This window comes from Spirosoma soli, assembly GCF_042684525.1.
Classification (GTDB): Bacteria; Bacteroidota; Bacteroidia; order Cytophagales; family Spirosomataceae; genus Spirosoma; species Spirosoma soli.
Genome location: NZ_JBHULN010000010.1, coordinates 96,934 through 121,834, shown reverse-complemented (window position 1 = coordinate 121,834; position 24,901 = coordinate 96,934). Strand labels below are relative to the sequence as shown.

The window sequence follows — 24,901 nt, the reverse complement described above, 5'->3', positions numbered from 1 at the left end:
TGGGCGTCCGAATAACGAATTGGTTAACACCCGGACGCCCACGTCCGGGCTATTTTATGCCCCGTTTTGACTCATATCCGGTAATTTATTGGCTGCTTGTTTACGGTCTTTGCTGGGGAGTGCTCTGGTTAACAAGTTGGGTGCGGGTTAGCCGTCGGGTATTTCTGATTGCAGCAATAGGTCTGCTGTTTTTATTACGTTTACCCAGCATCGTTTACAATTACGAAATCAATCCTGACGAGAGTCAGATGATTACGCAGGCTCTAACGCTGCGTCATGATCCTGTTTATTTCCAATCCGTCGATGGCACTACAGGAGGGCCGCTGGATAGTTATTTTCTGATCCTTCCTTCCCTTATTGGCCTTCCGTTCGACTACATTACCGCTCACTTAACAGCTTTCTGCTTATTGGCCATAAGTTTATGGCTACTTTACGGTACCGCAAGCCTGTGGTTCGGCGAAGACTCGGCTCGTCTGGCCCTGCTACCGCTCGTTTTTGTGTTAGGATTAACTCAAAACGGCGACTTTTTGCATTATAATAGTGAGCTGGTACCTCTTCTTTTGCTTAGTTCGAGCTGTTATCTATACGCAACGTTGACTTTCCAGAACCGGCCGCAAACGTGGCGAATTGCCTTGATTGGTTGCCTACTCGGCATGGTTCCATTTGGTAAGCTACAGGCGGTTCCTATGGTGGGAGTTATTGGTTTATTTGTTGCCTTACTCGTCGTTATGAGTAGAGGACTAACGGTAAGCGCAAAGGTGAGCCGTCTGGCCGCGCTAATCGTTGGTGGAGTATCATTTCCTCTGTTGTTTGTCGGTCTGTGCTGGATCAACGGGGTGTACGACGACTTTGTAACTTTTTATCTAATAGGCAACTTACGATATGGCAGTGATACCAATCAGTTATTAAGCATACTGAGGTTGCCTGCCTTTTTTCGCAAAGGCGATTCGTTCGATTGGTTTATAAAGCTAGCAGTGTTTATTGGTGTGGTAGGAGCAATATTGGCATGGCGTCGCAGTAAGCGTGTAGGCACTGACCTATGGAAGCAGATTGGATTTGCCGTCACTTTGTTGCTTGCTACGCTTTTTGCCATTACACGTACCGGATCAGAGTATGTGCACTATTTATTTTTCTTGGCCGGTCCGCTACTGTTCATATCGGCCTATGGATGGCAGCATATCCGACAAAATTTTTCCAACAACCGTTGGGTTCCTATCGGTATAATGGGCCTTTTTCTGGTTCTATTTGGCGCACAAGCCGCGTACAAACGCTTGAACGCTATCCCTTTGAACCTGTATTCATCGGAGCAGCAGGAAGGCTGGACTATTCAACAATCAGCCGTATCAAAAGAAATTGCTAAATATGCTCAACCAGGAGAAAAATTAGCGGTATGGGGTTGGCGGTGTGATTACTACGTGCAGGCCCAAATGCCGCAGGGCGTAGCCGAAAACCACACCATCCGTAGCGGGTTCGGCCATCCTATGCAACCAATTTACCAGAAGCGTTACGTATCAGATTTCATGCGGTCGTCTCCGCCCGTATTTATTGACGCAGTGGGAAGTCATAACTTGTGGATGAATGACCGGAAAACGCAGGGACACGAACTAATTAAACCATTGGGTCAATATGTTGCCACTCATTACCGCTATGTTGGTCTGGTAGACGACACCAGAATTTATGTGCGAAATGACCGGGCGAAAGCTGGCTTGAGGTATCCAGAAAAGCCGCTTTCTAAGGATATTTCTCTTCTTACCGAGAATTGATTTTTTAAACTTATGTGGACAAAACAAGGACTGATTTATAAACCTGACGGTTCGCAGCCGTTTAGTCGTACGCACGCTCAGGTTCCGTTTGGTTTTCCGATGCAGAATAAGCTGCGTGTTTACTTTGCTACTCGTGATGAAAACAGTTCCTCGTCTACGTCATTCGTCGAGCTTGATCCCAAAAATCTTTCAAACGTTACCTACGTACACGATAAGCCTTGTCTGACTAAGGGAGCTGTCGGGATGTTTGACGAAACAGGAGCCATGCCATCGTGGTTTTTGCCAGTTCAGGCCGCTGACGGGACGGATGAAATCTGGCTGTATTACACGGGATGGAACAAGAGCGAGACCGCCAGCTATCGGTTGGGCATTGGCCTGGCTATCAGCCGCGACGGGGGACTTACCTTTGAACGCAAATACACGGGACCGTTACTCGACCGCTCGATTTATGACCAAGTATGGGTAGCTCAGCCCTGCGTCATGCAGGAAAAAGATCAGAACGGCGAAGCCTTGTGGCGGATGTGGTATCTATCGTGCACAAAGATTGAAGTAATCAGCGGGCATCCTGAGCCATTCTATGACGTTAAATACGCTGAGTCGAAGGACGGTATTACCTGGGAACGTACTGGTCAAGTGTGCGTCGGGTACGATGAGTTTACTGATGCGATCGGTCGGCCGACAGTGTATAAAGATGGAAACCTATACAAAATGTATTTTTCGTACCGTAATGCAACCGACTACCGTACCGATGTTCAGCGGAGTTACCGAATTGGCTATGCTGAATCGATTGACGGAATCACTTGGGAACGTAAAGACGAGTTAGCCGGTATCGAACGTTCCGCCGAGGGATGGGACTCGCTGATGATGGACTATTGCCACATCTTCGATTATCAGGGGCAGCGTATTATGTTTTACAATGGTAACGGCTTTGGTGCATCGGGCTTTGGCTATGCTACAGAAAGCTAACTAAACTGATGAATTTGTAAGAAGGCTGTGATTAACGTAAATCAGTTGTTGATCCTGCAATAATCATAACAACAGCGCCTTACAATAGATTACGTTTGTATTATTCACGGGCAGCGTCCTATTTTGTGTAAAACAGTAAGCCAAAATGAAAGAGTTATCGAAATACTTGATACGGGTCGATGCCGAGTTCAAAGACGGCCAGATTGTACCTGAGATTCCATACGAAGAGGTAATGCGGCTGGTGAACGAGCCAAATATTGTTATCATCAGAACCGGTATACCACAAGATACACTGCGTAGTATTATTCAGGCTACTCGCGACTGGGCTGCAAAGACTCCGTTGGCGGAAGGGCCTGATACGTTCGACAACAATCAGCATAAGCAGCGATTGCACATTGCTAAGATTCAGCAGGCTCCTCAACTGTTCCATGACCATACCTTCGATGCTATTCTGGACTTGGAAGAGCCAATGAAGCAAACGTTATTGAGTGTCTTTAATCCGATGCGTCAGTTCTGGAATAACCTGACGGGTAATAACGAAGAGTATGGCATCCGGAAGGGTGAACCGTATTTCCACCCACAGGTTACTCATTACCCACTGGGTGGTAGCTTCTTCGGACGGCATTGGCATCCGCTCAACCCACAGAAAGTAGGTACTATACTGGCCCTTAATCAGTATGGAAAAGATTACACATCGGGCGGAACTGGCTACGTCATCAACGACCATATTGTTGAAACGGAAGGTTTCCAGGATATGGGCGATATGATTTTGTTCCGTTACGACCTGCCGCACTGGGTAAGCCCATCCAGCTTTGCTGACCGGTTTAGCTGGGATGATCCGGCCGGCCGTTGGGTCGCAATCTTGCCGTTCTACAATCCATGGGGAACCCCGGCTGATAAAGAGGAGCCCCAGGGTTGGAAAACTCAGATTCAGTCGGCTAAGAATGCGACTTCCGAAGCGACCGTTTAATCAGGAGGATAGGCATTCCCTGATGTAACACGTTCTATTCATATCTTTGTTGCCCACAAAGACCCGGTCTTTAGCACCTGATAGGTTATGCTCGGACCGGGTTATTTTTCATAGTATGGTCAAAGTAAGCGTTCTGATTATTACCTACAATCAGCATAAATTCATTCGTAAGGCCATCGATAGTGCCCTGGCGCAACAAACGACATTCCCAATCGAAATTTTGGTTGGTGATGATTTTTCGTCGGATGGCACGCGTGAGATTATACAGGAGTATGAACGCCAGCATCCCGGCCTTGTTATTGGTGTATTGCACCCACGTAATATGGGTAAGAACGGTGGAATCAATTTCCTCGAAACGCTTAAACTGGCTAAAGGTGAGTATTATGCGCTGATGGATGGCGATGATTACTGGACGGATGCGCTCAAGCTTCAGAAACAAGCGGACTTACTTGATGCTCATCCCGATTATTCAACAGTGTTTCATAACGCCCTGATTACGTACGAAGATGGAACACCGTCGCATGTTTTGAACGGGCCGGATATGAAGCCATTCTATACAGTTGATGATTTAATCGGTGAAGACGAAATCTGGTTCATGGCGACATCGAGCACTATGTATCGGAACAACATTAAAGAGTACCCAACCTGGTTTAGAGAATCATCGAGTGGTGACATTCCGCGCTTGATTTTGAAAGCCAAGTTGGGCAATATTGGATACATTCCTGATGTAATGTCGGTGTATCGTAAGAATCGCGGGGGGGCCAGCTTTGCAGATAACTATTACGACGAAACGTTTCTGCGCAATCGCATTCAAATGTACCGCGACATTAATCGCGAATTAGATTATAAATACGACCGTGTACTACGCCGTAACATCGCCAGGTACTACCGGATGTTGCTTGACTCGAAGCAGTACAAGAATCGTTATTTCCGTCGTGCGTTCTACGCGCTGAAATACTTGCATCTGGGCCGGCCCGGCTGGAAGAAAACTAAGTTTGTTCTCCGGGATTATGTATTACCCGAACCTGTTAGTAAATTGTACAGTACCATACGGCTGTTGCCGCACCGTTAACATGTAACTAGAAATTGCTAAAGTTAATCTGAATTCTAGTCAATTATTCCAAACACGTTAACATCTAATCAATACAGCCATGAAATTAAGCGTTGTTATTCCTGCATACAATGAAGAGGAATCGTTGCCGCCTACGCTGCGGGCCTTATACCAAACGCTGGCTAAGCACGGTATTCCGCACGAAATCTGCGTGACCAACGATAATTCAAAGGATGGTACGTTGCAGGTATTGCAACAGCTAGCGGCTACCGAAATTCCAACTTTAGTCTATTACACAAATCATGGTCCTAATGGATTTGGCTATGCCGTGCGCTACGGTTTAGAGCGCTTTTCAGGGGACTGTGTTGCTGTATTCATGGCTGATTTATCCGACGATCCGGAAGATTTAGTCAAGTACTATTATAAAATGCTTGAAACGAACGTAGATGCCGTGTTTGGATCGCGCTGGGTTAAAGGAGGCAAGGTGATTGATTACCCACCCCTCAAGAAGTTCATTAACCGCATTGCCAATTTCATCGTCAAAATGGTTATGGGCATTAATTACAACGATACGACAAATGCCTTTAAGCTTTACAAACGCGAAACTATTGAGGGTGTAAAGCCTTTTCTAGCTCCTCATTTTAACCTGACTGTTGAGTTGCCACTCAAGGCTATTGTTCGCGGGTATAGCTATGCAGTGGTGCCTAATAGCTGGACGAACCGGAAGTATGGGGAGTCGAAGCTGAAAATTAAAGAGATGGGGAGTCGTTACTTCTTTATTCTAATGTATTGCCTTATTGAAAAGTATTTCTCACGCGGTGATTTCCGTAAAAAATCAGCAACTGTTACTCCCCAAACAGTAAGTCGATAGGTGCTTTAAATTGTTTTACCGCTGGAAAAACTGCTGTAAGCCCGGAACTTGATAAAGCGCAATGGTCTGAACTACTGCCCAGAAAATGCCACTGATGAGCATATAGAGTAGTAGTTGGCCCCGTCCGACGCGGAAAGATACGGCAAGCGCTGTACCACCGATGGGGGTCAAAATTAGCGGAGTTAGTAAGGCAATGCCGATCAATCCAGATCGCTTCCAGATGCGGATGGCCATTCGAGTCCTGCGCGTAAAGCGCTTTGGAGTTTGTGGCCTGTAGCGTTGAAGCAGTGTTTGCAGCGCTGCTCCTGCGTAGGTAACGGCCACTACACTCAACATCATTCCTAGCGTTGTGCAAACCGCCGTTTCAATCCAGCTCAGGCCTAAGGCAATACCAGATAAGGGCCCACCAACGAACTTGATCGTGCTGGCAACAATGACAGAAAGGTATTTGGCAAGCTGCATGACTCTGCTTTGTGTTGAAACAACGTTTCAAAAGTAGCCGTTGTTTACTTTATATGCCTCTTGTTCGCTCCACATATCCTGGCCCGCCCGCTTATCAGTACAATGGGCACTTACAAACGATCTTTCCTAGTCTAACTCGTAAGGTAGCAAACGTATATTATGAGCGTGAGCGTCTGATACTGTCAGATGGCGACTTTCTTGACTTAGATTGGATTGACAAAGGGCGTAAGCGATTGGTAGTACTAACGCACGGTTTAGAAGGCGACAGCAACCGTCAGTACATTCGGGGGACGGCTCGGCTGTTCGCTCAACATGGCTACGACGTACTGGCCTGGAACTGCCGGTCGTGCAGTGGCGAAATGAATCGGGCCTTCCGGCTGTACAATCACGGTGAAATTGGCGACCTTGGTGAATTGCTCGATCATGCTTTACGGACTAAGTCGTATGAGGAAATCGTACTCGTCGGCTACAGTATGGGCGGAAACATTACCCTGAAATACCTTGGCGTTCATGGTAAGCATCTTCCGGACGTAATTAAGAGAGGAATTGCTATTTCAGCTCCGACGGATCTAGGTGCTAGTGCCGCTCTGCTCGACCGACCATCGAATCGCTTTTACAGAAACCGGTTTATGAAAAAACTGGTCGTCAAGATCAGCCAGAAGGCGACGCTTTTTCCCGGGCGGTTAGACATGACCCAGTTACAGCAGGTGAAACAATGGCGAGATTTCGACGAGTTTTTTTCGGCTCCGGTCAATGATTATCGCGATGCAGACGATTTCTATGAGCAGGCATCGGCTGTCAATTTCATGCCTGGTATCACTGTGCCAACACTATTGCTGAACGCTCAGAACGATCCGCTCTTATCCGTTGAATGTTCGCCAGAGTGGCTAGCTCAGACGCACCCCAACGTATTTCTGGAAGTACCCCGAACAGGAGGGCATGTTGGTTTTCAGGTGCCACGCGATTCGCACACGTATGCCGAACGGCGGGCTTTAGCCTTTGCTCGGAACCAAGTCTGAGCAGGTAACCTGAATGAAGATTAGGATGAGTAAAATGCCTTTAAATGCCAAAGGCTTTACGTAGCGGCCAGACGGATCAGATCTTCGATCTGGTTGATAATCGTTGCATTCTCCGGAATCTCTATGTCCTGCCCAACGACTTGATAGCCAGTTAAGAGTAAGTGAGAGTCTGGAAACGTTTTCACCATCCGGTCGACGAAAGGCTGTACTTCATGGTTGGATGGTACCGAGGTGATAGCGGTAAAGATGTAATCTGGCTTATGGACGTTGTAAGCAAATACTAACTCATTGAACGGTAAGCTTTGTCCTAAATAGATAACCTTGTTGTAACGAGCGCGAATGATGTAATTGGCAAAAAGTAAGCTTATCTCATGCAATTCGCCTTCGGGTAGGAACAGCATGTATTTCTTGCCGTTCGGTCGCTGCTTGCTTACCTGACCATCAATGGCAACGATGATCTTTTGGCGAATAAGGTTGGTGATGAAGTGCTCTTGTGCTGGGCCGATGGAGCCTGTTACCCACAACGTACCAATTCGGCTTAAGAACGGGTAAATGATGTGAATCATCGTATTCTCAAAACCAAACTGCAGAATATTCGTGCTGACAATTTTTTCGAAACGCTCTTCGTCCAAATCAATCATTGAGATGGTCAGCGCGTGAATCTGATCAGGATAGTTGAGTTGTCTGTCAGAAATCTTGATAACTTCTCGGTACATTTCCTCCACCGAGAGCTTGGATATCTCTGAAATCTTATACCCGTGGTCTTTCAACAGGGAGATATTCAAGACCAGTTTAAGGTCCTGATCATCGTAGGTACGAATGTTTGTGTCTGTCCGTTTGGGCGTGATAATGTTGTATCGTTGCTCCCAAATCCTCAGTGTGTGGGCCTTAATGCCTGACAGCTGTTCTAGATCTTTTATCGAATAATTGCTCATAATATAAGACCACTAAAGATAAACGGACAAGTAAGTAATCGTTGCTTACAGAATTAGATTGTTAAGTATAGCAAGTAGTTGCATCTGGTTAAAATTTACCGATATATGAACAAAAGAAGACTGCTCGCTATGGGTAATATCAACTTCTAAAAGCCGACATTAACACAAAGATAACCCAGCTATGAGAGTTTTGTTTAATTATTTTCGCAAAAAGATGAACAAGTTATGACTTATGAAGAAGAGAAATTGTAGAGTCAGCAGCCATTTAGCCAATCTGTTTTCTTTGCGAAACGGGAGAGCGTACCAAACACTGAATAAAACGGCGGAGACGAGCCACCAGCCGATATAATTTCTTAGAGGCACCGGTTGGTCAAACCAAGTCCAGAAATCTAGCTCTACAGCAACCGGTTCAATAAAAAAATCCAATACAACCATTAACGTAGCGGCTGCAATAACCTTAGCATAGGTTGGCACTTTAAGATGGCTGCATACCGAGCCACAACAGTATGAAAGGGCTAGCCAGTTAATGCCGATGACTGGAGGAACTTCCCATAGTCGAAAGCCTAGCCCCCATCCATACGCATAATGACCGAAAATCAAGCCCGTGTGTACTCCTAACAGTTCAATAAAGTAACCAGTTAGCACCGCCAGCACTAGGTAAAGATAAAAAGCTGGGCGCCAATCGGTGTGGTACAACAAGAGAACAACTAACGAACTTATTAAGGTAAACGGACTAAGTGGTCGGAAATAAACAGCTAAACCGGGTAACTGTAATCCTATAACACCTGCTATGTAAGCAAGAGTTAATACCGTGCGGACGGTAGGATGATAACGAGGAGCTATAGGAATACTCGCGGGCATGAATAAACAACCGCCTGTTGGAGCAGAAGGTTAGCTTACAGAAATGAAAAAGCCCTGACGGTGTCAGGGCTTTTAACTAGGGTGAAAGACGGGGCTCGAACCCGCGACCTTCGGAACCACAATCCGACGCTCTAACCAACTGAGCTACAATCACCGTTTTAGGATTGCAAAAATAACGATGAATGATGAATTATAAATGGTATTGGCGCATTTTTTCGCGACTTCATTCATAATTTATCATTCATCATTGAATAATTTAGGCTTGCTTTCCTTGCTGATAGCGCTTTTCCGCTGCGTTCCAATCAATTACATTGAAATAAGCCGCAATGTAATCGGGTCGGCGGTTTTGATATTTTAGGTAGTAAGCGTGCTCCCATACATCGAGGCCAATAATCGGAAAGCCCTTCGTTTCTGCAACATCCATCAGCGGGTTGTCCTGGTTTGCCGTTGAGGTAATGGCCAGCTCGCCTTCGGGAGTAACAATTAACCAGGCCCAGCCTGAGCCGAAACGAGTTGTTGCCGCTTTGGTAAACTCTTCTTTAAAAGAATCGAACGAACCAAACTTCTGGTTGATGGCTTCGGCTAAATCGCCGGTAGGTTGTCCTCCACCACTACCAGAAATCGTGTTCCAGAACAATGTATGGTTATAATGGCCACCCCCATTGTTCCGAACTGCCACTGGCGACTGGCTTACACTTGCCAGTAAGTCTTCAATGGATTTATTTTCTAATTCGGTCCCGGCGATGGCATTGTTCAGGTTCGTCACGTAAGCATTGTGGTGCTTTCCGTGGTGAATTTCCATCGTTTGCTTATCGATGTTGGGTTCGAGCGAATCGCTTGGGTAGGGTAGCGGATCTAATACAAAAGCCATTTTACTAATCAGTTAGAATGGAAGATTATCGGATGGGTTAACAAGCCACTTTCAAATTATGTTCTTAAGCGCTTAAAAAACTTCGTCAGTAGCTCCTGACTTTCTGTAGCTAGTACCCCTGTTTCGAGCCTGGTTTTTGGATGAAGCAGTGAGGGCTCAATGCGGCTATACCCTCGTTTAGCGTCACTCGCTCCAATAACTAACCGGCCGACCTGCGCCCAGAATAAAGCTCCGGCGCACATTACACAAGGTTCCAGCGTGACATAAAGGGTACAGTCTGTAAGGTATTTGCCGCCGAGGTACTGAGTTGCCGCCGTAATCGCCAACATTTCGGCGTGGGCGGTTACGTCGTTTAACTGTTCCGTTTGATTGCGCGCTTTGGCAATAATGCGGTTGCGGCAGACGACCACAGCACCAACTGGAATTTCGCCTTCATCGGCCGCTTCTTCAGCCAAGCCGAGCGCGATCTCCATAAAATAGTCGTCGGTGAACATAACATCCGGGAAGGTTCCCGGGAGCAGTATAACATAAAGCACTGCTCCCGGAAAATGACTTACTGCTTCAATATCTTTCGTGCCGTTTGCCGGTCGCCAACCTGAATACGCAACATATATAATCCATTCGGCTGACTTGTTAAGTCAAGTTCATTTCGGCGGTTGCGTGTTAGTTGTTGTAGTATGGTACGTCCTCGAAAGTCGATAACAGTCAGTGTCGCCGGATCGCGGGTCAGAGGTAAATCTAGCTCGACTGTGATAGTAGTGGTAGTTGGTACTGGATAGGTCTTGACCAGCGGATCGAGCGAGTTGTCTTCCACGCCCAACAGCGGTAAAACTGCAACTGTGGCCGTACCTGAGCTAGGGCCCGTGCCGCAGCTGTTGCTTACAGACGTTATACGGTAGTTTGTTGTGCGAGCTGGGCGTACCTCAGAAACATAAGGATTGGTCGTTGCTATGGCCGAGTAACTACGTATACTATCGGCATAAGCAATTGTCCAGGGACCGTCGCCCCCTAACGTAATGGTTAGGTTGGCTGGCGTGCCCTCGTATATATTTTGGGTACCTGCCAATGTAGCTGAAGGCAGTGAACGTACGGTCAGCATTGTGGGGCTGTTGGAACCTGTAACACCGATACCCGGATTTGAGGCTTTCACCCGAACGAAGTATTGGCCACTGGGTAAAGCACTCGGTAGATCACCCGTTACTGGTGAGCTGTTCGCGGTAGCTAAAACGTCGTATTTTTTAGAGGTATCCGCTGCGCTGGCCAGCTCAATCTGAAACTGATTGCCTTGGTTGAACTCCCCCGTCGTTGTAAAGGGAACGACAAGCGACGTGCCAGCGCACAAGGTCGAAGAGCTTATCAACTCAGTTGAAACGGTTGGCACCCGAACTGTAACCATAGCTGTGGCAGGGTTACCGGGTAAGCCAATTCCGCAACCATTCTGAACGGCCGTTACCTGATACGTTGTATTGCCACGTGGTAATACCGCAATCGTGGTATCTGATGTTCGCGATGTTCCGGCATAGCCTCCGGTAAGGGTATAGCTATAAGGGCCGGAGCCCGTAAATCTCAAATGTAACGGAGCCGTTTGACCAAGGTTAACTGATGCTACCGGAGCAACTAAAGCTAACGTTGGCGTCGTGTTGACAACAACTCGTATCATGGATCGGGCGCTGTAACACCCGTTAGCGCCAATTTGATACACGTAAAAGGCGTCGCCCTGCGGATCAACGTTGGTATTAAGCGTTGATGGGGTTGGCGCATCATTCGTCGGGCGGTTATAAGGGTCGATCCAACGTAAACTAGCTCCTGATGCTGCAACCGCTTCTAAGGGAGTAGCATTATCATTGATACAATAAGCGACCAGTGGTTTAGGAACGACCGGAGCCGCCACTGCATTAACGGTTACCTGAAGGGTAGCTTTTGCGCCTTCACACCCATTCACAACCTGGCTTACCTGATAGGTTTGAACTCCGGCTTGGTCGATTGACGGAATAGGCGCATTGGGAATCGAATTGTTATCGGTAGTGTACCAGCGCAGATCCGATCCATTAGCCTTTAACGGATCTATATTTTGTGCTGGCTGATCCTGTTGTTTTTGGCAATAACTAACCGGAGATACGCCCGGCGCACCCGGCAACGGTTTTATAGTAACGGTTAAGGTGGCTTTAGGACCTTCGCAGTTGTCAACAGTTTGAGAAACGCCAAAAGTTTGATCACCTACAATACTGGTATTAGGAGTAGGTACTCCTCCAAGTGGATTGCCAGTTAGATCAAACCATTTTAATTCAGCGCCTTGAGCTTGAAGCGGTTGAGCCACTTGATTATTACAATAACTGATTGAGTTTACACCAGGTGCAGCAGGCAACGCTTTTACCCGCACATTCACGCTGGCTCGTGGGCTCTCACAACTTTCTAATGTCTGGCTGACGTAGTACGTTGTTGTTCCAGGCGTGTTGTTCGACAAAGCGGGTGGGATAGTCGCCCCTGTTCCGCCGGTTGCCGCTGTTCCATACCATTTTGGGGTCGCGTTTGTCACGAACGTTGCTGACAGGACCGGAGCTGGAGTGCCCTGACAAAATTCAATAGCCGACGTAGCTGGGGCACTGGGGGTAGGTTTTATGGAAACGGCAATAGGTGTTCGACCGCTTTCGCAACCATTGACGGTTTGTGTAACGTAGTAGGTAGCAGGCCCCACAGTAGTAGTACTAGGTATCGTGGGATTTGAAGAGCCAGTGCCACCGGTTGCCGCCGTCCCGTACCATTTTAAGCCTTGACCCGTAGCCGTTAATGATTGTACTGTGGCGCCCTGGCAAAAAGGAGCTGGTGCAGTAGCGGTTGGTGGCGCTGGTACAGGACTAACCGTAACGGTAAGTGAGGCCCGTGGGCCTTCGCAGCCAGCAACACTTTGGCTGACGTAATACGTTGTAGAACCCAAGGCCGTAGTTGACGGAGCCGGAGCGGCTGACGATGGCGTGCCGCCCGTTGGGGCTGTCCCATACCAGTTCAATGTTCCGCCCGTAGACGGAGCCGCGGTTAAGGCAACGGCCGTTTGACTCTGACAAGCGGTAACAGGACTCGCAACAGTTGGGGCGCTTGGAGTAGATTTTATAGTTACAGGAATAGAGGCACGGTTACTCTCGCAGCTGTTAACCGTCTGGCTGACGTAATAATTAACAGTCCCTGCCTGAGTCGTAACCGGTGTGTTTGCTGTTGGTGATGGAGTACCGCCGGTTGCGTTTGTGCCGTACCAATTGAGCGTTCCACCAGTGGATGGGGTAGCCGATAAGGCAACCGCTGTTTGACTTTGGCAGTACGATGGAGCTGTTGTCGGAATTGTCGGTGATGCTGGTTGAGGCTTAACCACTACAGCAATGGCAGTCCGGGCGCTTTCGCAGCCATTAACCGTCTGGCTAACGTAATAGTTAGTTGTGCCATCCGTAGTTGTAGCAGGTGTGGTTGGTGTTGGAGATGCCGTTCCGCCGGTTGCCGCTGTTCCATACCATTTTAACCCTTGTCCGCTGGCTGAAAGGGCTATGGCCTGAGCACCTTGGCAATACGTAGTGGGGGCTGGAGCGGTTGGAGCCGCTGGAGGAGCACTAACTGTTACGACAATACTAGCGCGAGGGCCTTCACAACCATTCAGCGTTTGACTGACATAATACGTCGTGCTGCCTGCGCCAGTTGTTGACGGGGTAGGAGCTCCAGACAAAGCGGTACCGTTTGATGGAACTGTATACCAGTTAAGCGTAGCCCCAGCAACGGCCGTTGCCGTCAGCGGACTAGCTGCCTGACCCACACAATAGCCAATCGGACTAGCTCCCGGTGCGTTAGGTTTATCTTTTACAGTGACAGGAACAGAGGTTCTTGGCCCTTCGCAACCACCAATCGTCTGACTGACGTAATAAGGTGTAGTCCCAATTACACTAGTATTTGGTGTTGGGGCATTGCCCGATCGAGTGCCGCCGGTTGCGTTTGTGCCGTACCAGTTGAGCGTTCCGCCGGTCGATGGGGTGGCCGATAAGGCGGTTGCTGGGTCGCCTTCGCAATATGGATTTGGAACCGTTACTGTAGGATTTGGTGGGGCATTAACCGTTAATGCCACTAAGCTATTGGTACCGACTCGTGCTGGAGCGCTCGATACAACCCGAATGCGGTACGAAGAACCTCCCGCTGTGTTAGCAGGGATTGTGGCGGTAAGAGTGCCTGCGTTTTTGACTGTGCCTATGGCCGTTGGATTTGCCGGAAACGCGCCAGTTGGATCAGACAGTTGAGCGGTGAAGGTGTTGGATGCTGCAAAGGTGCCGGATGTAACAAAGGTTACAGTAACCGTGCCGCCGGAGCATACGCTAGTTGGAGTAACCGTCCCTGTTGTGATTGTCTGAGCAAAACTAGCAGTAATAAGCCCAAGGATGCATAACCAGATTAATAAACAGGAGTAAAAAATACGTCCTTTCATAGTCAAGAGAATAAAGCAGTAATGGGCCTAAAGTTAAGATTTTTATGTACTATATTAAGTTAGCTGATAAGCACATTGTAGTTCATATATTCATGCTGTATTGTGTATATTGGATGCCTAGTTGATTGGCGTACAGAAGTTTAGTGTGATAACTCAATTGCCCCTCTGGTAAAAATCGTGTGTGAGAGACATGCAGCAATAAAAATGCCACTGTTTTAAAACAGTGGCAGTGAATAAGTTAAGTGCATGAAAGCAAAGAAGAGTTGACTATTAAAAATCTTACCTTACTGAACAGCGCTGTAGATTACCTCATGAATGCGTCGACGGAGTTTAGTCGTATTAATCGAATTGTTACCCGCTGTTGGATAGATTCGGTTAGAAAGGAAGATAAAGATCAACTCCTGATCGGGATCGACCCAAACGACGTTGCCCGTGAAACCTGTATGACCAAATGAACGGGGTGATGCTTGCGGGGCCATATAAACGCTACTTGGACTCTCCGGATTTGGCTTGTCCCAGCCTAAGGCCCGGTGGCTGCGGTTGCTCAGCGTTTGCGTAAAGTAGGGAACCGTCATCGGTTGAAGAATGCGCTGGTCACCGTACTCACCTTTTTGAAGGTTCATTTGTAGTAACGTCGCTATTTCGCGGGCGTTGCCAAACAAGCCAGCATGGCCCGATATACCTCCCTGCACAGCTGCCATCTGGTCATGCACCGTGCCAACCAGCAACTGATTTCGGTAGTACGTATCTTGTTCGGTCGGCGCGCATTGCGGATGCTGCAACCGTTGCAACGGTGTAAATCCTAACTGATGCAATCCTAAAGGTTTATATACGTTCTCCGTAACAAACTTGTCTAAGGGCTGCTTACTTACTCGCTCCACGACTTTCTGTAAGGTCAGGAAGTTTAAGTCGCTATACACATAAGCAGGCTTGCCCGACTCGTCCAGTTTTTTCGACATAGGTGATTGAACAACCCACTTCCAGACGGAGTCTTTCAGCGCTGGTACGGCCCAGAGCGTAGGAGCGATCTGCAGTGTGTGCAGACTGTCAGGCGTAGCGTTATAGTATTCAGCTTTCAAGCCGCCACCCGGCATCCGGGTACGGTCCCAGGTGGTTGGGTAAAAAGACACCATGCCTGATTGGTGCCAGAGCAGATCCAGCAAGGTAATATTTTGCTTGTTTGTACCTCGTAACTCGGGCAGGTAAGCCGATGCTTTCTGAGTTAGATCAACTTGCTTGCGATCGTATAAGACCATCACCGACTGGAGCGTAGCGAGTACTTTGGTTAGCGACGCCAGATCATACAATGTCTCATCGGTCACCTTTTCGGCACCTGGGGCATAGGTCAGCGCGCCAAAGTTCTTGCTGTATACAATCTTACCTTTTCTGGCTACCAGCACCTCACAGCCAGGAACGACCCGGTCTTTCACCGCATTCTGCACAATGGCATCTATTTTGGCCAGTACCGTTGACTTCATTCCGACGCTTTCGGGCGATCCCATCGAGAGCCGCCCTTCAGGTCCTAACGTCAGGCCCATCCCTACTTTCATATCGCCGGTAGAGATTGGTAACATACCACGTGCGCCTAAACCGCCGAAAAGCACCTGAGGCACCACCCGTTGCATGTCGTCGAGCTCCTGGTAAGCGCAAACGAGTGCGTCGGCCTGACCAAACTGAGGCAGGCTGTAAGGCGAGCCAAAGGCTGTTACAATCACTTTTGTGCCCCGCTGTTTCAGACGTGCAATGAGATCAAGCGAGGCTTTGGTAATGCCATACTTACGAGCCCCTGATTCGCTCATGCGGTGGAAGCTCACCACGACCGTATTGGCGTCGCCAATCTGAGTCATCATATTGCTCAGGTCAGCTTCCGAAACTGGTTTTTCTGGATAAGCTAGCGTCTGGAACGGCGCGTACTGATTGAGTGTCTTTTGAAATACGTTACCTGGCTCAGCACCAATAGCTACAGAGGCCAGCCGTAAGGTATCAATACGTTTCAGCGGCAACAAATTATTTTGATTGCTGGCAACCGTAACCGATTGCTCACATAGCTCCTGCTTCAGCAGCTCTGCCTCCGGTGAATTCAGTTCCGACGACAACCCCGCCAGATTTATTGGCTTATACTTGTTTAGCCCGGCCCAGTATTTGGCCCGAAGTATCTTCTTAACCTTTTCATCAACAAACTCCTGGGAGATAACCCCTTGCTGAATGGCATTCAGGATATTGGTGGTGGCATCACGTACGTTTTCCGGATACAGCAGGATGTCGTTACCAGCAATAAGCGCCCGCAGGTTAACATCCATCGCTTTGGGCGACCGGCTGATGCCACCCATGTTCAGCGCATCGGTGAATACCAAGCCGCGAAAGCCTAATTCTTTCTTGAGTAACTCGGTAACAATTTTTTCGGAAAGGGTCGCGGCTAAGGCGGGCGTGTTATCCATAACAGGCACGTGCAGGTGGCCTGTCACAACCCCCATCAAGCTATCGGCAATAAGTTTGCGGAATGGATACAAGTCAATCTCTCGCATCTGCTCCGACGACCGACTAACCGTTGGTAAGGTATGGTGCGAGTCGGCGTTGGTGTCGCCATGACCCGGAAAGTGCTTAGCAGTTGCGATAACGTGGGTCTGCTGTAAGCCCCGCATGTAAGCCGATGCCTTCAACGCTACGTTCTCTTTCGATTCGCCGAACGAGCGAACGCCAATGACTGGGTTTGCCGGGTTACTGTTAATATCGGATACGGGAGCAAAATTGATATGAATACCCAGACGTTGGCACTGCCGACCAATCTCGGCGCCCATGCGGTAGATCAGTTCATTATCGCGAATGGCGCCCAAGGCCATTTGCTTCGGAAAGCCCATCGCGCTGTCAAGCCGCATACCCAAACCCCATTCCCCATCAATGCCAATCAGCAGCGGCACTTTAGACAAGGCCTGGTAGCGGTTCGTCAGTACGGCCTGGCGATACGGGCCACCCTGGAAGAAAATCAGCCCACCAATATGGTTGTTCTGAATGAGGTGATCAATGTATTGGTAGTGGTTCTCGTGACGGTTAGAGAACGTAGCCACCATAAAAAACTGGCCAATCTTTTGTTCAGGAGTGAGCGTCTGAAATACACTATCGACCCAATGTTGGCCACTATCTGTTAGATTAAATACTTCGACGGGACGAGCCGCTGGCCCAAATACGTAGCTGGAAATCTCCTTACGGGCAACCGGGGTTACATGGCGCTTGGAGGCATGTCTGTGAGACGCTGAATGGGAAAGCCGCGCCCAAAAAGAGCGGCCTGGTTTGGTTAAACCAAACGCGGTTAGCAAACTGACGGACAAAAAGCCGACGAGTAAAATTGGCCGTACTACACTACTACGCATGGATACTCAATGGGTAAAAAGGTACAGTCAGCTATCGGTGGGGTTTTGCCAAACCATAAAAGTAGCCAATGACTATCGAAAACCATAACCCGTACTGGAATTGTCTAAGTTTTTAACAATATAATGTAGTGTGAAGGTTTCAGGTGCTGGATTAATACAAAATTAAACATAGGCAACGGTTATTTTTGCGTGTATAAAAATTAGGCCAATTTCTATTCTATAGATAGAAAAAATGCCTAGTAGTTTAGTAGTAAAATAAACGCAGAGAATACTAAGTAAGTATTATGAAGCAATTATGGGTTTTGTTGGGAGCATTGTTGGGCACAGTGCTGGTGAGTAAGGCACAGACAACCAGCAAGACGTATGGGGCGATGCTCGAAGCGATGTATAAAAAAACCGTGCCGTTAGTCAGTGTAGCCGAACTGAAGAAGATACCTAATGCCGTTCTGCTTGATACTAGAAGTAAACAAGAGTTCGATGTAAGCCATTTGCCCAACGCGCGGTGGGTTGGTTACGACGACTTTGATCTGAAACGGGTACAGGGAGTACCTAAGGATGCGAATTTAGTGCTCTACTGCTCGGTAGGGTATCGAAGCGAGCGGGTCGGAGAGAAGCTGCTTAAAGCCGGTTATCAGCACGTACACAACTTATACGGCAGCTTATTCGAGTGGGTCAATGAAGGAAATCCGGTAGTTGATGCGCAGGGGAAGCCTACACAACGTGTTCACGCTTATTCGCGGCTGTGGGGCGTCTGGCTAAACCGCGGAGAGAAAGTATACGAGTAAATTAATAGGCTTGTGCCGAGCCCACGCGTGCCAGAGCCGCAAATACACGCTTGCTTAAGCTAGCTTTACCTAACTCTACGGTTGATTGCCAGCATACGTCCGTAGACGATTTTGCTTTCATCATCGAAGCTGTTGCTTTAGCGCGCATTTTTTTGCGGGCAGCAAACACATTATGCGGATGGCCCATGCTCATCGCCTGTCCGCTCATACCTACTAAGAGAATTCCGATAATCAGGTACGTTTTCATTGCCTTTCGTTTGATTTACTATGCAAAGATATATGCTTTAGTTGGTATCTTGCAATACATAGTACTATATTTTTCATAATATTTTTTGTGGTAGATCAAGCAGCTGGTCTGAATAGACTTTTCAACTGCTTGATCCTTCAAGCTTTAGTCAACGACAACTCGCTTTACAGCCCCATCTTCGTTTTGAGTAACGGTAATGAAGTAAGCACCCTGTGGTTTTTTGCCAAGGTCAATCTGACCAACAAATTCACCCGAGAAGTCTTTAATCTCACGCCGGGCTACCTCTTTCCCCTTAGGATTCGTCACGATAATGCTGATATCGCCTTTAGCAGGTGCCGTGAAGCGAACATTCAATAGATTTTGATCGGGGTTGTTCGGGAAAACATCCAGCCCACGAATGGTTGACGGTTTACCACTGAAATTACGTGCCCAGTCTTCAAAAGGCCGAGCAAGCTGACGATCGAAATCCCTTGGCATCTGAAGTTTCATTCGATTCAACCGATCAGCTAACGAATCGGCTCCTCGGTGAAACTCATACCGCCAAGCCCGTGTATCCCAAGGGTCATTGCCCAATTTTGGTAACGGATTACGTTGTACGTACGCATCACCTTGACTGCGTCGCTGGCCAGGGCTCATTCGTTCGCGAGTCACAATCCGATCGCCATCGCTGTCTTCCACAATGATTGTCATCTGCCGTTTCCCACCGTCTTTCCCTTTCCGGGCAGCCTTCAGTGAGTCGACTAGTTTCATAACCATTTTGTCCCGTTGAGGATCGGTCATGCCATCCATACGATACGTCCGTTCGATTTCACGAACCTCGTCGCCATTGCGCTCTATAATTCTGACGTTTACTTCATTAGCGTCAGACTTATCCGACTTGGGTGAAGCTGGCGTTGACTTTTGAGCCAGAGCAGCCCCGCTTAAAGCACCCGTAAGCAGCAGCGCTGAAGCGAACCGGTGCCAGGTTAAAACTGTTTTTTTCATGGTACGATACGTTTGCAAACGAAGGAACAATAACTGGTTAAAACGATTGATACTGGGCTTGTTAAAGTTTGTTAAAGACCCAATTCTTGGTCAAAGCGGTTCGTACTTTTACTGACAACCTCAACCGTTTTGTAATAGATGCGTAAGTCGGCCAAAGGTTGCATGAGCGAGTAAAAAAATGTCTAAACAACGCATACGCTGGATTGTCCTGTTAATGGCCGTTGGGCTGTTGGGGCTGGTAGGGCTGCAGCTCTATTGGATTGGCAGCGCCTTACAATTACAGAAAGAACAGTTTGCTTATAAAGTGACGGATGCCCTGCAGGAGGTTGTCCGAACGCTGGAACGGCAAGAGATTAAGGTCTACCTGACGAAACAGCACACTCAGGCTCGTGAGCAACAGAGCCGGTTGATGGCTATTGCCAAAAAAGAGGGCAAGTCTACAACTTCCAAGAAAGCCGATCGGCAGGCGATACCGAGCCGGACCGAAAATTTAGCTCAGCAGCCTAACCAGTCAAAATCAATACCGCTGACCAGTCAGCAGATGATGCCGATTGGCGCTGCTCCTGCTGGGGCCGTAGTCGTTCAGTCGGACGTACTGCATCCCATTGTTCGCCCGCTCTCGCCTGAGCAGATGATGGTTGTTGAAGAATTCTTCCGGCAGCAGGATGAGCTGATGGCGATTGGAGACTGGCAGACACAGATGGTGCAGCAGCAACAGTTTGATCATTGGGTTGAGCACATCCTGGCCAATGAGATGACCAATATCAATAACCAGGCAGCTCGTCGGCAAGATTCGACTAAACGGGCGCTTAAGAATCGTGTTAAACGTCAGCAGCAGAAAGCCCAACAGGCCAATATCGTAGCAGCTAACACCATGGCGCCCATCAGCCGCCCGGCCAGTCTGAGCCAGCATAAAGCTGAAGAACAGTCGAACATGGTCAAGGACGTGCTGAAAGGACTTTTCTTGTCAGACCGGCCCATTGAAGACCGGGTGAATCGGCTGGCCCTTGATACATTACTTCGCCAAGCACTCGTCGAGCGAGGCATTAGCATACCGTTTGCTTACGGAGTGCGCACCCGGTTACAGCCTAAATTCCTGTTTACGTCGATGGGAACGGAGCCGCATCAGCTCGATGTCAATGGCTACAAAGCGGCTTTATTTCCTAATAATCTGATGGAAACGGGCAACTACGTGTACGTGTACTTCCCGACCCAGAAGCAGTTTATCATGAGCCAGCTCGGCTTTACGTTCGGCGCGTCGGTTGTGCTGATTCTGGTTATTCTGGCCTGCTTCTATATTGCTATCAGCACCATTGTGCGGCAAAAGAAACTGGCCGACATCAAGAATGATTTCATCAATAACATGACCCATGAGTTCAAAACGCCCATATCGACTATCTCACTGGCGGTCGAAATGGCACAGGAACAACTCCGGTCAGAAGGGAATAACCTGTCATCAGCGCCCGAATCTGGCGGTAAGCTCGACGTTCGTTTGACACGCTACATGGGGATTATCCGGGACGAAACCCGGCGGCTCGGCTCGCACGTGGAAAAAGTATTGCAGATGGCCTTACTTGATCGGGGCGAAATCAAGCTGAAGCTATCGTCGGTAAACGTTCATGACGTTATCGAGAAAGTACTCAATAACATCGGCATTCAGATTGAACAGCGTGAGGGTGAAGTTGATTTAGATTTCGAGGCTGAGAATGAAATTATTGAGGCTGATGAGGTGCATCTGACGAACATCCTGTATAATCTGCTCGATAACGCCATTAAGTACTCGCCCGAACATCCGCACATCACGATTCAAACCCGAAGCTTGCCCGAAGGTATTAGCATCACCGTTGCCGATCAAGGATTGGGCATGACTAAAGAGCAGATCAGCCGGATTTTTGAAAAGTTTTACCGCGTACCGACCGGAAACCGGCACGATGTAAAAGGCTTTGGTCTGGGATTGAGTTACGTAAAGAAGATGATTGACGAACACCACGGTCAGATCCAGGTTGAAAGCCAACCCGGCAAAGGCAGCTCGTTCGAGATAATTTTACCATATACAATAAGTGAAAGAGTAAAAGAGTGAAAAAGCGTTGGGTAACGCGCTTTCACTCTTTCACTCTTTCACTCTTTCACTATCATGCCTAAAATCTTACTTGTTGAAGACGATCCTAATCTTGGCCAGTTGGTACAAGAATATCTGTCCATGAAAGGCTATGCCACTGATCGCGCTACGGATGGTAATCAGGGGTTGCAGCAGTTCATGGCGAATCAGTATGACCTGTGCATCTTCGACGTTATGATGCCCAAAAAAGACGGCTTTACGTTGGCTAAAGAAGTACGTATGGCAGGCCGTGATATCCCCATCATCTTTCTGACGGCGAAATCGATGCAGGAAGACACCATCCAGGGGTTTAAAGTAGGGGCCGACGATTACATCACCAAGCCGTTCAGCATGGAAGAGCTTTTGCTCAGGATTCAAGCGATTCTTCGTCGTTATCAACGCTCGGGCGATACACCAGAGCCAACTACGTATCAGATTGGCTCGTTTGCATTCGACTATCCACACCAACTTTTAACACATCAGAATGATAATGGTGAAGCGCAGTCACAGAAGCTAACCAGTAAAGAATCGGAACTGCTGAAACTGCTGGCGCAGAACCTTAATCAGCCCGTTAGCCGCAGTTTTGCCTTGAAAATGGTCTGGGGCGACGACTCGTATTTCAACGCCCGCAGCATGGACGTGTACGTAACGAAGCTCCGTAAATACCTCAAAGAAGACGCGGCCGTTCAACTCGTCAACGTCCACGGCGAAGGATTTAAACTTATCGTTTGAAAAAGTTGTAGAGTTATAGAGTCGTATAGTTGTAAAGTCATTCTGATCTGCCAGGGTTGGCTGGCACAAAAATTTACAACTTTACGACCTATAACTCCTCAACTTAGTATGCTTATAAATCGCCGTCCGCGTCGGAACCGCCAATCGGCTGCCATCCGCGATATGGTTCAGGAAACGCATCTGTCCGTTTCTGATCTGATACTTCCCCTGTTTGTTATGGAAGGCCAGAACGCTCGTTCTGAAGTTGCTTCCATGCCGGGTATCCACCGTCTGTCGACGGATTTGTTACTGGACGAGATTCAGGAATGCATGGATCTGGGCGTCCGTGCTTTTGATCTGTTTCCAAACTTACCCGAGTCCAAAAAAGATAAATACGCTACCGAGAGCTACAATCCGGATGGGCTGTACCTGCAAACAGTGCGCGCCGTTCGGGATCGGTTTCCCGACGCCGTGATTATGACCGACGTAGCCATGGACCCGTATAGCTCCGATGGGCACGATGGTATTGTTGAAAACGGCAAAATCCTGAATGATCCAACCCTGGAGGTGCTCGGCAAAATGGCCTTGGCGCAGGCGCAGGCCGGAGCCAGCATCGTGGGACCGTCGGACATGATGGATGGGCGAGTGGGTTATATCCGGCAAGTGCTCGATGAAGGCGGTTTTCACGACGTGGCGATCATGGCTTACACGGCCAAGTACGCCAGTGCTTTCTATGGTCCTTTCCGCGACGCCCTTGATTCAGCCCCAAAATTTGGTGACAAAAAAACGTACCAGATGAATCCAGCGAATAGCCGCGAGGCACTGATCGAAGCCCAACTCGATTTTGCCGAGGGCGCTGATTTTTTGATGGTAAAACCTGCACTGGCTTACTTGGATATCATTAAGCTGCTGAACGATAATTATGACTTGCCGATTGCAGCCTATAACGTCAGCGGAGAATACGCCATGATTAAAGCGGCAGCGCAGAATGGCTGGCTCGATGGCGAACGGGCGATGCTCGAAGCGCTGATGAGCATTAAGCGGGCGGGGGCTAAAGTGATTTTGACGTACTTTGCCAAAGAAGTCGCCAACATCTTATGAGTAAACTCTTAATCCGCAACGCTCAGTTAGTCAACGAAGGCCGTATTACTGAAACCGATGTCTTAATTGAAGACGGCTTTATTGCCCAACTGGGTACTGGTTTATCGGACAGTGGAACCAGTCGTGTTATCGACGCGAACGGTCAATACCTCTTACCCGGTGTCATCGACGATCAGGTGCATTTTCGCGAGCCGGGTTTAACCCATAAAGCGACGATCCAATCCGAGTCGCGGGCTGCCGTGGCCGGCGGGGTTACGACGTTTATGGAAATGCCGAACACTGTTCCGAACGCCTTAACGCAGGAACTGCTGGCGGATAAGTACGCGATTGCCGCCCGGACGTCGTTGGCGAACTACTCATTTTTTATGGGGGCGTCCAACGATAACCTCAGCGAAGTGCTCAAAACTGATCCGAAGACGGTGTGCGGCATCAAAGCCTTTATGGGATCGTCGACGGGTAACATGCTGGTCGATAATGAGCAGCTCTTGAACGAGCTGTTTCGGGAAAGCCCGATGCTCATTGCCACCCACTGCGAAGACGAAGCGACCGTTCGAGCCAACACAGAACGGTATCGCGCCGAATATGGCGATCGGGCCACCGCAGCGCTGCACCCGGTTATCCGCAACGAAGAAGCCTGCCTGAAATCGTCGTCGCTGGCGGTTGAACTGGCGCGTCGGCACAATACGCGCCTGCACATTCTGCACATCTCGACAGCCAACGAGCTGGCTTTATTCAGCAACGATAAACCCTTGACCGAAAAACGCATTACGTCGGAAGTATGCGTGCATCACTTGTGGTTCGATAGCCGGGACTACGAACAACTCGGCAATTTGATTAAGTGCAATCCGGCTATTAAGGCTCCGCACCACAAGGAAGCTCTGCTGGCGGCCTTGCTTGACGATCGGTTGGACATCATCGCCACCGACCACGCCCCACACACCTGGGACGAAAAGCAGCAGCCGTACTGGCAGGCACCCTCGGGATTGCCACTGGTTCAGCACCCGTTGCTGATGATGCTGGAGTTTGTGCAGCAGGGTAAGCTATCCATCGAAACGGTTGTCCGCAAAATGAGTCACGCACCCGCCGACTGTTTCCAGATTGACCGTCGGGGCTACGTTCGGGAAGGCTACTGGGCCGATCTTGTCCTGGTGAATACTGCCCGGCCAACTCAGGTATCTAAAGAGAATATCCTGTACCACTGCGGGTGGTCGCCGATGGAAGGCCACACGTTTAGCGCGACCGTTACGCACACGATTGTATCGGGCGAGCTGGTCTACGAGAACGGTGAACTTCTCACGGATCGTGCTGGTGAGCGACTAGCCTTTAATCGGTAAAAGCCTGAATTTTTTTGCCTGAAACGCTTGCAAAAGCCGAAGAGCGGG

20 protein-coding genes and 1 tRNA gene are annotated in these 24,901 nt (G+C 48.7%); 11 read left to right on the top strand and 10 right to left on the bottom strand.

Translation table 11 applies throughout. The annotated features are described in order from the left end of the window. Positions 1–56: 56 nt before the first annotated feature. From ACFSUS_RS17105 to ACFSUS_RS17085, 5 genes are all read left to right on the top strand, one after another. Positions 57–1,763 (top strand): hypothetical protein, encoded by a 1,707-nt coding sequence (locus ACFSUS_RS17105; RefSeq protein WP_381524655.1) that lies wholly within the window; start codon positions 57–59, stop codon positions 1,761–1,763. Positions 1,764–1,775: 12 nt separating this feature from the next. Beyond that, complete coding sequence (locus tag ACFSUS_RS17100; protein WP_381524653.1) at positions 1,776–2,729, top strand: glycoside hydrolase family protein; 954 nt, start codon at positions 1,776–1,778, stop codon at positions 2,727–2,729. 145 nt (positions 2,730–2,874) lie between these two features. Beyond that, the gene (locus ACFSUS_RS17095) at positions 2,875–3,699 is read left to right on the top strand and encodes a hypothetical protein (protein WP_381524650.1); all 825 of its coding nucleotides are present in this window, start codon (positions 2,875–2,877) and stop codon (positions 3,697–3,699) included. A 115-nt stretch (positions 3,700–3,814) separates the two neighbouring features. Next, on the top strand, positions 3,815–4,771 hold the full coding sequence (locus ACFSUS_RS17090) for a glycosyltransferase family 2 protein (RefSeq protein WP_381524649.1): 957 nt from the start codon (positions 3,815–3,817) through the stop codon (positions 4,769–4,771). Between the two features lie 79 nt (positions 4,772–4,850). After that, positions 4,851–5,621: a glycosyltransferase family 2 protein gene (locus tag ACFSUS_RS17085; RefSeq protein WP_381524646.1), complete on the top strand. Its 771-nt coding sequence runs from the start codon at positions 4,851–4,853 to the stop codon at positions 5,619–5,621. A 15-nt stretch (positions 5,622–5,636) separates the two neighbouring features. Here ACFSUS_RS17085 and ACFSUS_RS17080 read toward each other — a convergent pair whose 3' ends face one another. Continuing rightward, on the bottom strand, positions 5,637–6,083 hold the full coding sequence (locus tag ACFSUS_RS17080; RefSeq protein WP_381524645.1) for a hypothetical protein: 447 nt from the start codon (positions 6,081–6,083) through the stop codon (positions 5,637–5,639). 53 nt (positions 6,084–6,136) lie between these two features. Here ACFSUS_RS17080 and ACFSUS_RS17075 point away from each other — a divergent pair, with 53 nt between their 5' ends. Further along, positions 6,137–7,102: a YheT family hydrolase gene (locus ACFSUS_RS17075; RefSeq protein ID WP_381524643.1), complete on the top strand. Its 966-nt coding sequence runs from the start codon at positions 6,137–6,139 to the stop codon at positions 7,100–7,102. 56 nt (positions 7,103–7,158) lie between these two features. On the opposite strand, the gene ACFSUS_RS17070 is transcribed toward ACFSUS_RS17075, so the two are convergent. The 7 genes from ACFSUS_RS17070 to ACFSUS_RS17040 all read right to left on the bottom strand — a co-directional run bounded on the left by ACFSUS_RS17070 (position 7,159) and on the right by ACFSUS_RS17040 (position 17,593). Then, positions 7,159–8,037 (bottom strand): MerR family transcriptional regulator, encoded by an 879-nt coding sequence (locus ACFSUS_RS17070; protein WP_381524641.1) that lies wholly within the window; start codon positions 8,035–8,037, stop codon positions 7,159–7,161. A gap of 198 nt (positions 8,038–8,235) precedes the next feature. Beyond that, positions 8,236–8,898 carry a carotenoid biosynthesis protein gene (locus tag ACFSUS_RS17065; RefSeq protein ID WP_381524638.1) on the bottom strand — a complete coding sequence of 221 codons (663 nt, stop codon included), beginning with the start codon at positions 8,896–8,898 and terminating at the stop codon, positions 8,236–8,238. 79 nt (positions 8,899–8,977) lie between these two features. Beyond that, positions 8,978–9,053: transfer RNA gene (locus tag ACFSUS_RS17060), tRNA-His, on the bottom strand. Between the two features lie 101 nt (positions 9,054–9,154). Next, a complete protein-coding gene (locus tag ACFSUS_RS17055; protein WP_381524636.1) occupies positions 9,155–9,769 on the bottom strand; it encodes a superoxide dismutase in 615 nt (204 codons plus the stop codon). A gap of 56 nt (positions 9,770–9,825) precedes the next feature. Then, positions 9,826–10,263, bottom strand: a complete 438-nt coding sequence (locus tag ACFSUS_RS17050; protein ID WP_381524633.1) for a nucleoside deaminase — start codon at positions 10,261–10,263, stop codon at positions 9,826–9,828. 59 nt (positions 10,264–10,322) lie between these two features. After that, complete coding sequence (locus tag ACFSUS_RS17045; protein WP_381524630.1) at positions 10,323–14,225, bottom strand: Ig-like domain-containing protein; 3,903 nt, start codon at positions 14,223–14,225, stop codon at positions 10,323–10,325. Between the two features lie 284 nt (positions 14,226–14,509). Continuing rightward, positions 14,510–17,593, bottom strand: coding sequence for a glycoside hydrolase family 3 N-terminal domain-containing protein (locus ACFSUS_RS17040; protein WP_381524627.1), 3,084 nt, complete (start codon positions 17,591–17,593; stop codon positions 14,510–14,512). 284 nt (positions 17,594–17,877) lie between these two features. On the opposite strand from ACFSUS_RS17040, the gene ACFSUS_RS17035 reads away from it, so the two are divergent. After that, positions 17,878–18,378, top strand: a complete 501-nt coding sequence (locus tag ACFSUS_RS17035) for a rhodanese-like domain-containing protein (RefSeq protein WP_381524625.1) — start codon at positions 17,878–17,880, stop codon at positions 18,376–18,378. 1 nt (position 18,379) lies between these two features. Here ACFSUS_RS17035 and ACFSUS_RS17030 read toward each other — a convergent pair whose 3' ends face one another. After that, positions 18,380–18,625 (bottom strand): hypothetical protein, encoded by a 246-nt coding sequence (locus tag ACFSUS_RS17030; protein ID WP_381524623.1) that lies wholly within the window; start codon positions 18,623–18,625, stop codon positions 18,380–18,382. Between the two features lie 144 nt (positions 18,626–18,769). Continuing rightward, on the bottom strand, positions 18,770–19,609 hold the full coding sequence (locus ACFSUS_RS17025) for a T9SS type A sorting domain-containing protein (RefSeq protein ID WP_381524621.1): 840 nt from the start codon (positions 19,607–19,609) through the stop codon (positions 18,770–18,772). Positions 19,610–19,787: 178 nt separating this feature from the next. Here ACFSUS_RS17025 and ACFSUS_RS17020 point away from each other — a divergent pair, with 178 nt between their 5' ends. From ACFSUS_RS17020 to ACFSUS_RS17005, 4 genes are all read left to right on the top strand, one after another. After that, a complete protein-coding gene (locus tag ACFSUS_RS17020) occupies positions 19,788–21,689 on the top strand; it encodes a sensor histidine kinase (RefSeq protein ID WP_381524620.1) in 1,902 nt (633 codons plus the stop codon). Positions 21,690–21,743: 54 nt separating this feature from the next. Further along, positions 21,744–22,439: a response regulator transcription factor gene (locus ACFSUS_RS17015; protein ID WP_381524619.1), complete on the top strand. Its 696-nt coding sequence runs from the start codon at positions 21,744–21,746 to the stop codon at positions 22,437–22,439. 108 nt (positions 22,440–22,547) lie between these two features. Beyond that, on the top strand, positions 22,548–23,519 hold the full coding sequence (hemB, locus tag ACFSUS_RS17010; RefSeq protein ID WP_381524617.1) for a porphobilinogen synthase: 972 nt from the start codon (positions 22,548–22,550) through the stop codon (positions 23,517–23,519). After that, positions 23,516–24,853: a dihydroorotase gene (locus ACFSUS_RS17005; RefSeq protein ID WP_381524615.1), complete on the top strand. Its 1,338-nt coding sequence runs from the start codon at positions 23,516–23,518 to the stop codon at positions 24,851–24,853. The genes hemB and ACFSUS_RS17005 overlap by 4 nt, the downstream gene beginning before the upstream one ends. Positions 24,854–24,901 lie beyond the last annotated feature (48 nt).

Bases quoted from the DNA above. Each gene is read 5' to 3' on its own strand.
- ACFSUS_RS17105 (WP_381524655.1), top strand. From the start codon at position 57: ATGCCCCGTTTTGACTCATATCCGGTAATTTATTGGCTGCTTGTTTAC.
- ACFSUS_RS17065 (WP_381524638.1), bottom strand. From the start codon at position 8,898: ATGCCCGCGAGTATTCCTATAGCTCCTCGTTATCATCCTACCGTCCGC.
- ACFSUS_RS17085 (WP_381524646.1), top strand. From the start codon at position 4,851: ATGAAATTAAGCGTTGTTATTCCTGCATACAATGAAGAGGAATCGTTG.
- ACFSUS_RS17035 (WP_381524625.1), top strand. From the start codon at position 17,878: ATGAAGCAATTATGGGTTTTGTTGGGAGCATTGTTGGGCACAGTGCTG.
- ACFSUS_RS17030 (WP_381524623.1), bottom strand. From the start codon at position 18,625: ATGAAAACGTACCTGATTATCGGAATTCTCTTAGTAGGTATGAGCGGA.
- ACFSUS_RS17100 (WP_381524653.1), top strand. From the start codon at position 1,776: ATGTGGACAAAACAAGGACTGATTTATAAACCTGACGGTTCGCAGCCG.
- ACFSUS_RS17045 (WP_381524630.1), bottom strand. From the start codon at position 14,225: ATGAAAGGACGTATTTTTTACTCCTGTTTATTAATCTGGTTATGCATC.
- ACFSUS_RS17070 (WP_381524641.1), bottom strand. From the start codon at position 8,037: ATGAGCAATTATTCGATAAAAGATCTAGAACAGCTGTCAGGCATTAAG.
- ACFSUS_RS17015 (WP_381524619.1), top strand. From the start codon at position 21,744: ATGCCTAAAATCTTACTTGTTGAAGACGATCCTAATCTTGGCCAGTTG.
- ACFSUS_RS17050 (WP_381524633.1), bottom strand. From the start codon at position 10,263: ATGTTCACCGACGACTATTTTATGGAGATCGCGCTCGGCTTGGCTGAA.
- hemB (WP_381524617.1), top strand. From the start codon at position 22,548: ATGCTTATAAATCGCCGTCCGCGTCGGAACCGCCAATCGGCTGCCATC.
- ACFSUS_RS17090 (WP_381524649.1), top strand. From the start codon at position 3,815: ATGGTCAAAGTAAGCGTTCTGATTATTACCTACAATCAGCATAAATTC.
- ACFSUS_RS17080 (WP_381524645.1), bottom strand. From the start codon at position 6,083: ATGCAGCTTGCCAAATACCTTTCTGTCATTGTTGCCAGCACGATCAAG.
- ACFSUS_RS17040 (WP_381524627.1), bottom strand. From the start codon at position 17,593: ATGCGTAGTAGTGTAGTACGGCCAATTTTACTCGTCGGCTTTTTGTCC.
- ACFSUS_RS17005 (WP_381524615.1), top strand. From the start codon at position 23,516: ATGAGTAAACTCTTAATCCGCAACGCTCAGTTAGTCAACGAAGGCCGT.
- ACFSUS_RS17055 (WP_381524636.1), bottom strand. From the start codon at position 9,769: ATGGCTTTTGTATTAGATCCGCTACCCTACCCAAGCGATTCGCTCGAA.
- ACFSUS_RS17075 (WP_381524643.1), top strand. From the start codon at position 6,137: ATGCCTCTTGTTCGCTCCACATATCCTGGCCCGCCCGCTTATCAGTAC.
- ACFSUS_RS17020 (WP_381524620.1), top strand. From the start codon at position 19,788: ATGTCTAAACAACGCATACGCTGGATTGTCCTGTTAATGGCCGTTGGG.
- ACFSUS_RS17095 (WP_381524650.1), top strand. From the start codon at position 2,875: ATGAAAGAGTTATCGAAATACTTGATACGGGTCGATGCCGAGTTCAAA.
- ACFSUS_RS17025 (WP_381524621.1), bottom strand. From the start codon at position 19,609: ATGAAAAAAACAGTTTTAACCTGGCACCGGTTCGCTTCAGCGCTGCTG.